Here is a 13,385-nt window from a genome sequence, read left to right as displayed (position 1 = left end):
TCGACGGCGAACGTGTGAAGGACGAAGGCGTCCTTGAGAAATTCGATATGTCGCTTGAGGAAGCGCAGACCTTGGTTATGACCGCCCGTATCCAGCTTGGCTGGGTCGACCCTGCGGATCTTGTGGCTGATGAAGCCGAAGCTAAAGAGGGTGAAGACGGCGCAACCGAGGAGGTCGAGGCCTGATCGCAGGCCTCGGTTCGTTTTCATGTCACGAGGTGGCAAGGACAAGTCGCGCGACGATCCCGAACGTCGCTGCATCGCCACTGGCGAAGTTCAGCCTAAGCGTGGGCTGATCCGATTTGCTGTGTCGCCTGATGGGGTCGTGGTGCCGGACGTTCTGGAGAAGCTTCCGGGTCGCGGCATCTGGGTCGCGGCGGATCGCGCAGCACTTGAAACTGCGATGAAGAAGGGTCTGTTTGCCCGCGCGGCGAAGCAAACTGTGATTGTGCCTGAAACGCTGGTAGCGGATGTGGAAACGCTTTTGGTGCGCCGGTTGATAGATGGCGTGTCGATGGCGCGCAAAGCGGGGCGCGCAATTGCCGGTTACGAGAAGGTGCGTGACTGGCTTGGCAAGGAAGACGCACGTATCCTTTTTCAGGCCTCAGACGGGTCCGAAAGAGGAAAATCAAAGCTCCATGCTCCGGGCGGAAGGGGCAGTTATTTCGAGGTGTTAACAGCATCAGAATTGGGTTTGTCCTTTGGGCGCGAACGTGTGATACATGCGGCGCTCGGATTTGGCGGACTCACTGAACGTATCAGAGAGGACGCTATTCGGCTATCTGGCGTTCGCGAAGTGGACGGTGGCCCTGCCACCGGAAAGGTAAAGTAGACCATATGAGCGATAATGACGGCAAAAAGACTCTGGGGCTGCGAAGCAGCCGTCCGGGACAGGTAAAGCAAAGCTTTAGCCACGGCCGGACCAAGAGCGTCGTGGTTGAGACGAAGCGTAAGCGTGTTGTGGTCCCGAAACCAGGCACGGCCAAACCGGCTGACGGTTCTGGTGGAACGTTCTCGCCTGCGACTGATCCTTCGAGGCGTCCCGCAGGCATCACCGACGCCGAGCTCGAACGCCGGATGAAAGCGCTCGCCGCTGCCCGTGCGGCCGAGGCCGACGAGGCGATTGCGCGTGCGGTTGAAGAAAAGTCGCGTGCGGAAGACCGTGAGCGTCGCCGCGCCGAGATCGACGCCAAAGAGCAAGAAGAGCGCGATCGCGAGGAAATGGCGAAAGCCAAGGCGGAAGATGACGAACGCCGCACCCGCGAAGCCGAAGAAGCGAAAACGCTCGCGGCGGCACCTGCCGCTCCTTCCGAAACAAAGCCAGCTGCTGCTGCACCACGCACAGGCGCGATGAAGCCTGCGCTGGCTCCGCGCAGGGATCGCGACGACCGAGATGCCCGCAAGGCAAAGCCGACGCGCGACGATAGTAGTCGCCGCGGCGGCAAGCTAACGCTGAACCAGGCGTTGACTGGTGGCGAAGGCGGACGTCAGAAATCGATGGCGGCGATGAAGCGCAAGCAAGAGCGTGCGCGTCAAAAAGCCATGGGCGGAAACGTCGAACGTGAAAAAGTAATGCGCACAGTGCGGCTTCCGGAGGCAATCACCGTGGGTGAGTTGGCCAACCGGATGTCTGAACGTGTAGCGGACATCGTGAAGTCGCTGATGACCAGCGGCATCATGGCAACGCAGAACCAGTCGATCGACGCAGATACAGCGGAGCTTATCATCGAAGAATTTGGCCACAAAGTGCAGCGGGTTTCCGATGCTGACGTGGAGCAAGTTATCGTTGGTGCTGAAGACAAGGACGAGGATCTTCAGGATCGTCCTCCGGTCATCACTGTTATGGGTCACGTCGACCACGGTAAAACCTCGCTTCTGGACGCCATCCGGAATGCAAAAGTTGTTGCTGGCGAAGCCGGTGGCATTACGCAGCATATCGGCGCCTATCAGGTCGAGCAGGGTGGCAGGAAGATGACCTTCCTCGATACTCCGGGTCACGCGGCGTTTACGTCGATGCGTGCCCGAGGCGCTCAGGTAACGGACATTGTTGTTCTGGTGGTTGCAGCGGACGACGCGGTCATGCCGCAAACGATCGAGGCGATTAACCACGCGAAGGCGGCGAAAGTCCCGATGATCGTGGCGATCAACAAGATCGACCGTCCGGACGCAGATCCAAACAAAGTTCGCACCGACTTGCTTCAGCACGAGGTCATCGTCGAGCAGATGTCTGGCGAAGTGCAGGACGTTGAGGTTTCGGCGATCAACGGCACTGGTCTGGAACAACTGCTTGAGGCGATCTCCCTTCAGTCGGAAATACTGGAACTGAAAGCCAACCCAGCGCGCGCCGCAACGGGCGCGGTTATCGAAGCGCAGCTTGATGTGGGCCGTGGTCCTGTCGCGACTGTTCTGGTGCAGAACGGCACCCTTCGTCAGGGCGACATCTTTGTTGTCGGCGAGCAGTGGGGCCGCGTCCGCGCTATGGAAAACGATCATGGTGACCGCGTGAAAGAAGCCGGACCGTCGGTTCCAGTCGAGGTGCTTGGTCTGAACGGCACACCAGAAGCGGGTGACGTTCTAAGCGTCGTCTCAACCGAAGCGCAGGCGCGCGAGATCGCAGAATATCGCGCGAATGCCGCCAAAGATAAACGCGCTGCGGCTGGTGCTGCAACAACGCTCGAACAGCTTATGGCAAATGCCAAAGCCAACGAAGACGTTAGCGAACTACCAATCCTCGTCAAAGCCGACGTGCAGGGTTCTGCCGAAGCCATCGTTCAGGCGATGGAGAAAATCGGCAACGACGAAGTGCGTGTTCGGGTTTTGCACTCGGGCGTGGGTGCGATCACGGAAAGCGACATCGGTCTGGCGGAAGCCTCGGGGTCGCCAGTGTTTGGCTTTAACGTGCGGGCAAACGCGCCGGCGCGAAACGCAGCTAACCAGAAGGGCGTGGAAATCCGCTATTACAGCGTGATCTACGATCTTGTGGACGACGTGAAAGCGGCGGCGTCGGGTCTTTTGTCGGCAGAGGTTCGTGAGAACTTCATCGGCTACGCGCAGATCAAAGAGGTCTTCAAGGTCTCGAACGTCGGCAAAGTTGCGGGGTGTCTCGTCACCGAAGGCATCGCGCGTCGTTCGGCAGGGGTACGCCTTCTGCGCGACAACGTCGTGATTCACGAAGGCACGCTGAAGACTTTGAAGCGCTTCAAGGACGAAGTGCCCGAAGTCCAGTCTGGTCAGGAATGCGGCATGGCGTTTGAGAACTACGAAGACATCCGCCCGAATGACGTCATCGAGATTTTCGAGCGTGAAGAGGTCGAACGTAATCTGAAGTAAGGTGACGCAAAATTAGCGGAACATTATTCCGCTTTGAGGCCCGCACTTTGTGCGGGCCTTTTTTTCTGTTGGATGGACTTGGCGAAGTAGAGAAGGATGTCGGCCGGGGGTGACACAGCCGACATCGACAGAGGCCTTCTTTGAGGCAATAGTTTCCATCAAAGAAGCAATCACCAAGAGAGCCCAAAAATGAAAATCGCCTTCACAATGGATGACCTACCGTTGTGGCCACAATCCTATCCACCGCCCGGATATACCGCTGATGGAATTGTGAGGTCGATCCGAAGCGCATTGAAAGAACACTCGATATCAGGCGTCTATTCCTTTTCTAACTCGTGGCCTCTTCTGAAACACCCGGAGTTCTCTAAAATCCTCGATGATTGGGTTTCTGACGGGCATCACATCGCCAATCACACCCATTCGCATATCGAATTGCCTGATGTTACCGCCGAGGCGTTCATCGCGGATATTGATGCGGCTGAAACGCATCTGGCTCCCTGGGTATCCAAGGCTCCGCTGAAACTGTTTCGACATCCATTATGCCATTGGGGTGAGACGCCAGAGAAACTAGAGAAAGTGAATTCCCATCTTCGGTCCAGAAGCTTAACGCCAGTCGACGTTACGTCCTGGGCCTACGAATGGACGTGGAACCGCGCCTATAGAAACGCCTTGGATTCCCGCGACAAGGCTGCCCTGGAATTCGTAAAAACAAGCTTCCTGGATTTTTCAGCAGCCCAGCTACGTCATGACATGGCTGCTGCGGAGGTTTGGTTCGGCAAAGAGACTATCGGGATCACTTTGGGGCATAATGTGCCATTTTTCGCGGATATCGCATCTGATTACTTCGCGCGCCTGAAAGAAGAAGGCGTTGTTTTTGTTCCGCTTGCAGAGGCACTGAGCGGTCCGGGGCAAGCAGTCGTCGGTTCAGTCGTTTCCGGAGAGTTTCTAGTCCTGCAACAAAAGCTGGCAGCTGCGGCCGGTCTTCCTACCAAAAAACTCCCAGAGGATCAGTTGGCGGTTCATGCCAAGATAGTTGAGATGGCAATCGGCCAAAGCGGTTGACGATATGACTCTCGGGGGTGGGTCGGAAGCCGACATTGGTAGATTTCATTCGCGGCCCCTACCGGGAATCTGCACTTCCCTCTAACACGCGAAAGGGCGCCACATCCTCGCAGCGCGTCTTTGCCCTGAATGAAACCAAATGCCCAAGCTTTCGTGAATGCGCCGCTCTTGACAGAAGGCTTATACAGGCAATCCGAAGTAGAGCCGCTTACCGACCCGAACTGCGATGCGTCCGTCTGATAGGGCCTGAACAAAACGCCCCTGAACCGATACGCAACTTCCCAACAGGATCGTTCTGATCATTCTGCCGCCCCAGCAATTCGGTCCCAACATCATAGACGAATTTGGTACAACTAAAAGCTCTGCGTTTTTTATTTGTTGCGCCAGAGCGCACAAATCCCGCGCAGCTATAACCAATCTCGCAGGATCGGGATCAGCGGAGCGTCTGCGGGTGGCATTGGAAAGTCGCGCAGGTCCCGCGTGAACACCCATTTCAGAGTCTGGCCTTCTTGCGCAATCGGCGTGCCGTCCCATTTACGGCAAGCAAACAGCGGCATCAGCAAATGGAAGTCGTCATAGGCGTGGCTTGCGAAGGTCAGCGGCGCAAGGCAGCTGGCCCAGGTGTCGATCCCAAGCTCTTCGCGCAATTCGCGGATCAGCGCGGCTTCGGGGGTCTCTCCGATTTCCACCTTGCCGCCCGGAAACTCCCAGAGACCAGCCATGGACTTGCCCTCGGGGCGCTGCGCAATCAGAACACGCCCGTCCGGATCAACAAGCGCCACGGCCGAGACAAGCACTGTCTTCACGACCGGTAATCGGCATTGATCGCAATGTATTGCGCCGTCAGATCGCAGGTCCAGAACGTGGAGGATCCGTCGCCAAGCCCAAGATCAACGCGGATCGTCACGTTCTCGCCCTTCATATGTGCCGCGGCGTCGGCCTCGATATAGCCGGGGGCAATCTGACCATCCCTGGCAACCAGAGTATCTCCAAACCAGATCGACAGGCGATCACGGTCAGCCTCGGCGCCAGATTTTCCAACAGCCATGACCACGCGACCCCAGTTCGGGTCCTCTCCGGCGATGGCGGTTTTAACCAGCGGCGAATTCGCAATGGATTTGGCGACGCGCGTCGCATCCTCGTCCGAGGCTGCGCCATTGACGTCAACCGTTACAAACTTTGTCGCACCTTCGCCGTCGCGCACAACCTGGTGGGCCAGATCAAGCATCACCGCGTGAAATGCTGCACGAAAGGCTGCGACGTCTTCTTTCGGAGCGCCTTCAACATCAACGTTGGCCCCATCCGTCGCGACAACCAGAAGGGTGTCCGAGGTGGAAGTGTCACTGTCGACGGTAATCCGGTTGAAGGTCTTGTCCGCCATCTCGGTCGTCCAGGCCTGAAGCGTATCAAAAGACACCCAGGCGTCTGTGAAGATATAGACCAGCATGGTCGCCATATCTGGGGCGATCATCCCCGAGCCCTTGGCGATCCCGGCGATGTTAACCGTCTTGCCCCGTATTTTCAGCGTCTTTGAGGCGCCTTTCGGGAAGGTGTCCGTGGTCATGATCGCACGCGCGGCATCTCCAATCCCAGCGGGGTTGGCGTTGGCGGCAAGCAGTTGAAGCGTGGCGGTGATTTTGTCATCGGGAAGAGGTTCCCCGATAACTCCTGTGGAGGCCGTGAAAATGTTCGTCGCGGGAACGTCCGTGGCTTGCGCGGTCGCGTCGCAAATGCGCTCGACAGACCGAACGCCCTTGATGCCGGTGAATGCGTTCGCGTTGCCAGAATTCACGACGATCGCCACGCCGCCAGTGCCGCTTCTGCCAAGCTTAGCGCGGCAGTCTGTGACCGCAGCCGAGCATGTCTTCGAAGTGGTAAAAACGCCCGCCACGCAGGCCGTATCAGGGCAGAATGCCAGCATCACATCGGCGCGGTCTTTGTATTTGATGCCGGCCGCAACGGTTGCAAACTGCACGCCCTTGATGACGGGCAGATCAGGAAAGCCAGCCTTGGGCGCCAATGGCGAAACAGATAGCTTTCCGGCCAAGATCAGTTCTCCAGAAGCGAGAGATTATCGAGAAGGGCTGGGTCAATGTCGTCAACCGTCACGCGGGTGATGTCGGCGCCGTCGGTCAAATCAGCCACGCGGGCTTCGACCGCCACCTGCCGCAACTGCGTCGTCAGATCGGCGCGCACAACGTCAAGTGGTGGAGCCTCTTTCAGACGCGTCTCGTTCAACCGGATCACGTGCCAGCCGAATTGTGTCTCGACCGGACCTGAGACGGTGCCGGCCTCCATCGACGCGACGGCTTCTTCAAAAGGAGCGACCATAGCGCCCGCACCAAACCAGCCAAGCTCACCGCCGTTCGGTCCCGACGGGCCATCCGAGCGTTCCTGCGCCAGAAGCGAAAATTCAGCGCCCTCTTCCAGATCGGCAATGGCCTGAAGCGCCTCTTTGCGGGCCAGACCTTCTTCGGCACCATCTTCCTGAGTGAACAGGATGTGCGAAGCATTATATTCAGTTTCCGGGACGATCCCGGCGTATGTTTCCTCATAGGCTGCCTGAAGAGCATCTTCGGTGATCGCTTCATCGGTGATGGCTTGGATCAACTCGGCTGCACGCAAAGCGCGGTCCTCGTTTTCAAGCGTGGCTTGCGAGCCGGGCGAAAGATCGCCACCGGACTGCCCAAGAACGGTTTGCTGAACCAACTGATCGAGGATGCCGTCGAACAGAACATCCGCGGGCAGCGACTGGTACTGAGCGGGCAGACGCTGTTTCAACACGATCATGTGCGCCAGTGTAATTTCGGCGCCGTTCACGGTTGCGACCACAGTGTCGGCAGACACGTGGCTATCAGCGTGGATTGGAGCGGATAGCGCCAGAAGCGCAACACAAGCGCCAGAAAACGCGCGTTTAAAAGCCATAATTAACCCTCTCTCGATGCCGCAGCGGCAGGCGACGTTGACAGTGTGAAACCGCGCGCTTACATCGCGTTCAACACGGGATACCGGTTTCGTTTTGCCCTTCTATGGCGAGCCAGAGGCACGGGCAAGCGGATCTCTTCACGCGACCCCGTCAGACACGCACGTTAAGGTTGGTGTAGATGCTTGGATTCGGAACAATTAAGAAAAAGGTCTTTGGGACCGCAAATGACCGCCTGATTAAGGCGACTCAGCCGATCATTGATAAGATCAATGCGCTCGAGCCCGAGTATTCGGCGCTCGACGACGCGGGCCTGATCACCAAGACGGAAGAATTCAAAAAACGGGCGACCGAGGGCGAAAGCCTTGAAAGCCTTCTTCCCGAGGCTTTCGCGAACTGCCGCGAGGGTGCGAGACGCGCGCTGGGACTGCGTGCGTTTGACGTGCAATTGATCGGGGGCATATTCATGCACCGCGGCAATATTGCTGAGATGAAAACCGGCGAGGGCAAAACGCTTGTGGCGACGTTCCCGGCCTATCTGAACGCTTTAACCGGCGGCGCGGTGCATATCGTCACCGTGAACGACTACCTTGTGCGACGTGACGCGGCCTGGATGGGCAAAGTCTTTTCGGCTCTTGGTATGACCACCGGCGCAGTCTATCCGCAGCAGCCCGACGAAGAGAAGAAAGAGGCCTACAAAGCTGACATCACCTACGCGACCAACAACGAGCTTGGCTTCGATTATCTGCGCGACAATATGAAGTCGAACCTGATCGACATGGGCCAGCGTGGCCACTACTTCGCAATTGTTGACGAGGTCGACTCGATTCTGATCGACGAAGCACGGACCCCGCTGGTGATTTCCGGCCCTGCTCAGGACCGTTCCGAATTGTACGTGACCATCGACAAGCTGATCCCCGAGATCACCGGGGAACACTTCACGCTCGACGAGAAAACCCGGAACGTGACCTACACAGATGAGGGCAACGAGTTCCTCGAACAACGCCTGCATGCAACAGGCCTGCTGCCCGAGGAACAATCGCTTTACGATCCGGAATCCACGACGATTGTGCATCACGTCAATCAGGGTCTGCGTGCTCACAAACTGTTCTCAAAAGACAAAGATTATATCGTCCGCGATGATGCGATTGTGCTGATCGACGAATTTACCGGTCGCATGATGTCAGGGCGTCGTCTTGGAGATGGTCTCCATCAGGCGATCGAAGCGAAAGAAGGCGTGGCGATCCAACCCGAGAACGTCACTCTCGCGTCCGTTACGTTCCAAAACTATTTTCGCCTTTATGAGAAACTTGCCGGGATGACCGGTACGGCCTCGACCGAAGCGGATGAATTTGCAGAAATCTACGGGCTTGGTGTGGTGGAAATCCCCACAAACCGCCCTGTTGCGCGTGTCGACGAAGACGACCAGATTTATCGCACGGCGCAAGAGAAATTTGACGGTGTAGTCAAAGAAATCCAAGCCGCGAATAAGACCGGGCAACCGGTTCTTGTCGGCACGACTTCGATTGAACGGTCTGAGTTCCTCGCGCAGCTTCTTGAAAAAGAGGGTATTCCCCATAACGTCCTGAACGCGCGGCAGCACGAGCAGGAGGCGCAGATCATCGCCGATGCGGGCAAACCAGACGCTGTGACCATTGCGACCAACATGGCGGGTCGGGGCACTGACATTCAGCTTGGCGGCAACGTCGAGATGCGCGTGCTTCAGGCATTGGCAGAAGACCCCGAAGCCGACCCGGAAGCCTTGCGTTCACGGATCGAAGCCGAGGTTGCTGACGCCAAGGGAAAGGTGATCGCAGCGGGCGGCCTTTATGTTCTGGCAACAGAGCGTCACGAAAGCCGGCGGATCGACAATCAGCTACGCGGCCGTTCAGGCCGTCAGGGTGACCCCGGCCGTTCGTCGTTCTTCCTTAGCCTCGAAGACGATCTGATGCGGATTTTCGGTTCTGAACGGCTCGACAAAGTGTTGTCGACGCTTGGCATGAACGAGGGCGAAGCGATCAAACACCCCTGGGTAAACAAGTCGCTCGAGCGTGCGCAGGCGAAGGTCGAAGGGCGCAACTTTGACATCCGTAAACAGCTTTTGAAGTTTGACGACGTGATGAACGACCAGCGGAAAGTGATCTTTGGTCAACGCCGAGAAATCATGGAAGCGGACGAGCTTGAAGAGATCGTTCAGGACATGCGCGATCAGGTGATTGACGATCTGGTCGACACCTATATTCCACCGAAATCCTATGCAGATCAGTGGGATACTGAAGGTCTGAAGGTTGCTCTTGAGGAAAAGCTGGGTGTCACGGTTCCGGTTGTCGAATGGGGTGATGAAGAAGGCGTGGATGACGAGGAAATCCGCGAACGGCTTTATGAGGCGTCTGGCGAATTCATGAAAGCGAAGGGCGAGCAATTCGGTGCCGAAAATATGCGCTCGATCGAAAAGCAGCTTTTGTTGCAGACGATGGATGCGAAATGGCGCGAGCACCTTCTGACGCTTGAACACCTACGTTCAGTCGTCGGTTTCCGGTCCTATGCGCAACGTGATCCCTTGAACGAATACAAGACCGAAGCGTTCCAATTGTTCGAAGGTTTGCTTGACGGCCTTCGCGGCGAAGTCACTGAAAAGCTCGCTCAGATCCGGCCAATGTCGCAAGAAGAGCAGCAGGCGATGATGCAGCAAATGCTGGCGCAACAGCAGGCGGCCACCGGTGCGGCTCCTGCCGTCGAAGACGCGTCTCCACCCGCGCCGACGCAGGAGGCCATCGATGCAGGTTTTGTCGAAGCCGATCCGGCGACTTGGGGCAACCCTGGCCGCAACGACGTCTGTCCGTGTGGATCAGGCAAGAAATTCAAGCATTGCCACGGGTCGCTCTGACGGCCTGTGGCGTAATGGCTTCAAACTGTTGGTAAATATAGCGCCGCGTATCGAATGATGCGCGACGCAACCCGTTTTGCGGTAGGCTTTGATCAAGAAACCACCGGCATAAATGATCGGTCCGGTGGGGTTACCCGTGCTGACAACGGAGGCAGGATTGATCTTACGCGACCCCGCAATTCGACGGCGCGCCATTTTGGGTGTGTCGGTGATGATCCTGGCGTTCTCCGCCGGTCACATCATGCAGAACGTGCTCGCGCGCGACACGAATCTTGCCGTACGTGGACTTACCCCGGATGCCGGCCCAGTGGTGCACGAAGGCACTCGCGCGCCGGGCCTGCCTGTGCCCCCCGCGGCCACGCTTACCCCGTTTCAGGCGCCTGACTTTACCCCAGGCGACCGCATCACAGACGACCCGCCGCTTCCCGAGCTTCCCCTGGAAGACGCCTCTGCTGTGCCTATGGGCGCGCCCTGTCGCATAACAGTCGATGCGAGTGCAGGCGGCGCCGGTGTGATCTGGCTGGAGGTCGCAGCACCATGTCTGGCAGAGCAAACGGTCAATGTCGCTCAGGATGGGATGCATGTTGACTGGCGGCTTGACGCAAACGGCCGCCTTTCGGCCGATCTGCCCGCGCTGTCTGTAGCACCAAGCGTGACGTTGCGTTTTGCGGATGGTTCGGTCGAGACAGTTTCTTTGCCGATGCCCGATGTCCGAAACGTGTCCCGCGTGGCTTTGACATGGGACGGACCGCAGATACTGGGCCTGAATGCACTGGAATATGACGCGGCTTATGGCGGCGCGGGCCATGTCCATTCGGGGGCTCCGGGACAGGTTGAAACCGACGGGTCACGCGGATTTCTAATGCAGCTTGGTGATGGGTCCGGCGCGATGGCGCAGGTCTACACCTTTCCGCGCAGTGACTCATCGCGGCGCGGCGCTGTGCACCTTAGCGCTGAAGCCGAAGTCACCTCGGAAACCTGTGGGCGTTTAACGGTCGCTACAGCAATTCAGACAGATGCGTTCGGCGGCCTGATGAAACGTGACGTGACGCTGTCGATGCCAAGCTGCGACAATCTTGGGGACATCGTTTCGCTGACCACGCTGTTTCGCGAGATCCGGCTTGCGGCGCGCTAAAGGTAGCCTGCGCCTCATCCGCGATTAGGACGTGCTTACGATCCAGAAAGAGCACTCTGAATTACTCAGTCTTTAGGTGTGAAATCGCTGCGCGGGAAAAGTCCAAAGGCGCGTCCCATGACGACAACACGGGCGACTGCAAGATACGCGCACGCGCCATGCGATGCGCTACCGCTTCGATCAACTTGAAATCTCTGACCAATGCAAACCCAACACCGCGAATGTCTGTCAGGCGCGATACCGGTGCGGACAAGACGTGATTGAAATCGCCGAAGGTCTCAAGCACCCGGCTGGCAACTGGCTTCGCGTCACAGTGCGCTAGCGGCCTGAACAGCACAGCTCAAGAATCTCATAGTCTGGCATCACCACGCGCCATAAAATGACCCTTTCGCGTAACCGCTGGCGATGGGTCTCGATATAAGATTGGAGCCGCCCCTGCGTGCCGGTGACGATCAGCTCCTGCCCCCTCAAAAAGTGACAGCGAGGTTTCATTGAAAGACGGATCAGACATGCACGTCACGCTGATTTGTTCAGGGGGAACATCGCGTTAGCCGCAGGGCGCTTTTCGACGGTCCCGCGTTGGTGCGGCGGATATCAAATTCGCCAGGATGGAAGAAACCGCGTTTCGTCGTGTCTAGCTTTCACATTCCAAGATTATGGACAAAGCCCTCGCGGACAGTAACTTTGCCCGACGCGCTTCCGTAGGAGCCAAAGTCGTATTCATTGATCTGGTTCGTACAGATCGGACCAAGACGGGCCATGGTCTGAATTCCGTTGGACTTATAGTGCCCGCGCAACAGGCCGCTGTGCCAGATGACAAAGCAGCCATCGAACTTGTCCCAGCCGAAATCGTTGACCTGTTCACTGACGACGGGACGCGTATTGCGAAGTGACGCCCCGGCGATGTGATTGCCACTGACCTTGCCAATATCAAATCACCTGTAAGCGACCGAGCAGTTGCTGAAGTCAGCGATGGGTGTGGACCCTCCGCAGCCCATCAAAACGAAAGACAGGATCACCAATAGAAAACGCACCATCAAATGTCTCCTTCAAGAGCCTTGTCTGGCGTCATGAAGAAAATATGGCGACACTCAATTTAGGACCCGGCGCCAACCTTAGTGGCAACCAAGATTAACAAAGATCAGGAAGTTCGGAAGAATTCAGTGTGCCTCAGCTCTTCATGCCATCCCAGAAGGTTTTGACCTTCTTGAAGAACCCAGACGTCTCGGGGTTGTTCTCTTCTGAAAGCTTCTCGAACTCTTTCAAAAGCTCTTTTTGCTTCGACGTCAGGTTCACTGGTGTCTCAACCGCCAGTTCGATGAACATATCGCCAGAAGGCCCGCCTCTGAGCGCAGGCATACCTTTGGACCGTAGGCGCATCTGGCGACCAGATTGGCTTCCAGCGGGCACTTTGACCCGGCTGCGACCGCCGTCAATTGTTGGCACTTCGATATCGCCGCCTATAGCCGCGGCAGTCATAGAAACAGGCACGTGGCAGTAAAGACTTGCTCCATCGCGTTTGAAAAGCGTGTGTTCCGCAACCTCGATAAAGATATAAAGGTCGCCCGTCGGCCCACCGCGCAAACCGGCCTCGCCTTCGCCGGAAAGCCGGATGCGTGTACCGGTTTCGACGCCTGCGGGGATGTTCACTGACAGCGAACGATCCTTTTCAACACGGCCCGCGCCGCCGCAGTTTGTGCAGGGGTTCTGGATGATCTGGCCCATGCCGGAACAGGTCGGGCAGGTCCGTTCAACGGTGAAAAAGCCCTGCTGCGCGCGCACTTTCCCCATTCCGGAACACGTCGGACAGCTTGTAGGTTCGGCACCACCCTGCGCACCCGTGCCCTCACAGACGTCACAACCGACTGCGGTTGGCACCTGGACCGCTTTTTGAAGTCCGCTAAAGGCGTCTTCCAAAGAAATTCGCAAGTTATACCGCAGGTCCGACCCGCGCGCCGCCCGTTGACCGGCGCCACCACGGCGTCCGCCCATAACGTCGCCGAAAAGATCGTCAAACACGTCCGAGAACGCCGATGAAAAGTCGCCCTG

11 protein-coding genes and 1 pseudogene are annotated in these 13,385 nt (G+C 57.5%); 6 read left to right on the top strand and 6 right to left on the bottom strand.

What is annotated here, in order from left to right; translation table 11 throughout:
• The 4 genes and pseudogenes from AC221Y_RS11980 to AC221Y_RS11965 form a co-directional block, all read left to right on the top strand.
• Nucleotides 1-185: pseudogene (locus AC221Y_RS11980) on the top strand (transcription termination factor NusA); the annotation flags it as partial.
• A gap of 22 nt (nt 186-207) precedes the next feature.
• Nucleotides 208-831 (top strand): RNA-binding protein, encoded by a 624-nt coding sequence (locus tag AC221Y_RS11975; protein WP_299752053.1) that lies wholly within the window; start codon nt 208-210, stop codon nt 829-831.
• A 5-nt stretch (nt 832-836) separates the two neighbouring features.
• Entirely contained in the window at nt 837-3,329 is a 2,493-nt protein-coding gene (gene infB / locus AC221Y_RS11970; protein WP_299752050.1) for a translation initiation factor IF-2, read from the top strand.
• A 189-nt stretch (nt 3,330-3,518) separates the two neighbouring features.
• The gene (locus AC221Y_RS11965) at nt 3,519-4,391 is read left to right on the top strand and encodes a polysaccharide deacetylase family protein (protein WP_486707391.1); all 873 of its coding nucleotides are present in this window, start codon (nt 3,519-3,521) and stop codon (nt 4,389-4,391) included.
• 180 nt (nt 4,392-4,571) lie between these two features.
• On the opposite strand, the gene AC221Y_RS11960 is transcribed toward AC221Y_RS11965, so the two are convergent.
• The 4 genes from AC221Y_RS11960 to AC221Y_RS11945 all read right to left on the bottom strand — a co-directional run bounded on the left by AC221Y_RS11960 (nt 4,572) and on the right by AC221Y_RS11945 (nt 7,316).
• A complete protein-coding gene (locus AC221Y_RS11960; RefSeq protein ID WP_299752047.1) occupies nt 4,572-4,694 on the bottom strand; it encodes a hypothetical protein in 123 nt (40 codons plus the stop codon).
• A 104-nt stretch (nt 4,695-4,798) separates the two neighbouring features.
• Nucleotides 4,799-5,197 (bottom strand): 8-oxo-dGTP diphosphatase MutT, encoded by a 399-nt coding sequence (gene mutT / locus AC221Y_RS11955; RefSeq protein ID WP_299752044.1) that lies wholly within the window; start codon nt 5,195-5,197, stop codon nt 4,799-4,801.
• On the bottom strand, nt 5,194-6,438 hold the full coding sequence (gene argJ / locus AC221Y_RS11950; protein ID WP_299752041.1) for a bifunctional glutamate N-acetyltransferase/amino-acid acetyltransferase ArgJ: 1,245 nt from the start codon (nt 6,436-6,438) through the stop codon (nt 5,194-5,196). The genes mutT and argJ overlap by 4 nt, the downstream gene beginning before the upstream one ends.
• 2 nt (nt 6,439-6,440) lie before the next feature.
• Nucleotides 6,441-7,316, bottom strand: coding sequence for a peptidylprolyl isomerase (locus tag AC221Y_RS11945; protein ID WP_299752038.1), 876 nt, complete (start codon nt 7,314-7,316; stop codon nt 6,441-6,443).
• Between the two features lie 179 nt (nt 7,317-7,495).
• Here AC221Y_RS11945 and secA point away from each other — a divergent pair, with 179 nt between their 5' ends.
• Together secA and AC221Y_RS11935 are read left to right on the top strand one after the other, a co-directional pair.
• Entirely contained in the window at nt 7,496-10,201 is a 2,706-nt protein-coding gene (gene secA, locus AC221Y_RS11940) for a preprotein translocase subunit SecA (RefSeq protein ID WP_486707390.1), read from the top strand.
• 157 nt (nt 10,202-10,358) lie between these two features.
• On the top strand, nt 10,359-11,336 hold the full coding sequence (locus AC221Y_RS11935; RefSeq protein WP_486707389.1) for a hypothetical protein: 978 nt from the start codon (nt 10,359-10,361) through the stop codon (nt 11,334-11,336).
• Between the two features lie 61 nt (nt 11,337-11,397).
• Here AC221Y_RS11935 and AC221Y_RS11930 read toward each other — a convergent pair whose 3' ends face one another.
• Both AC221Y_RS11930 and AC221Y_RS11925 read right to left on the bottom strand, forming a co-directional pair.
• Nucleotides 11,398-11,673 (bottom strand): Mov34/MPN/PAD-1 family protein, encoded by a 276-nt coding sequence (locus AC221Y_RS11930; RefSeq protein ID WP_299752029.1) that lies wholly within the window; start codon nt 11,671-11,673, stop codon nt 11,398-11,400.
• Between the two features lie 833 nt (nt 11,674-12,506).
• On the bottom strand, nt 12,507-13,385 hold an 879-nt coding region (locus AC221Y_RS11925), incomplete at its 5' end, for a molecular chaperone DnaJ (protein WP_486707388.1).

This window comes from Boseongicola sp., from assembly GCF_057460485.1.
Note: the sequence above shows the minus strand (reverse complement) of the source record. Positions and strands in the feature narration are given on the sequence as shown.

Bases quoted from the DNA above. Each gene is read 5' to 3' on its own strand.
- AC221Y_RS11975 (WP_299752053.1), top strand. From the start codon at position 208: ATGTCACGAGGTGGCAAGGACAAGTCGCGCGACGATCCCGAACGTCGC.
- infB (WP_299752050.1), top strand. From the start codon at position 837: ATGAGCGATAATGACGGCAAAAAGACTCTGGGGCTGCGAAGCAGCCGT.
- AC221Y_RS11965 (WP_486707391.1), top strand. From the start codon at position 3,519: ATGAAAATCGCCTTCACAATGGATGACCTACCGTTGTGGCCACAATCC.
- AC221Y_RS11960 (WP_299752047.1), bottom strand. From the start codon at position 4,694: ATGATCAGAACGATCCTGTTGGGAAGTTGCGTATCGGTTCAGGGGCGT.
- AC221Y_RS11945 (WP_299752038.1), bottom strand. From the start codon at position 7,316: ATGGCTTTTAAACGCGCGTTTTCTGGCGCTTGTGTTGCGCTTCTGGCG.
- secA (WP_486707390.1), top strand. From the start codon at position 7,496: ATGCTTGGATTCGGAACAATTAAGAAAAAGGTCTTTGGGACCGCAAAT.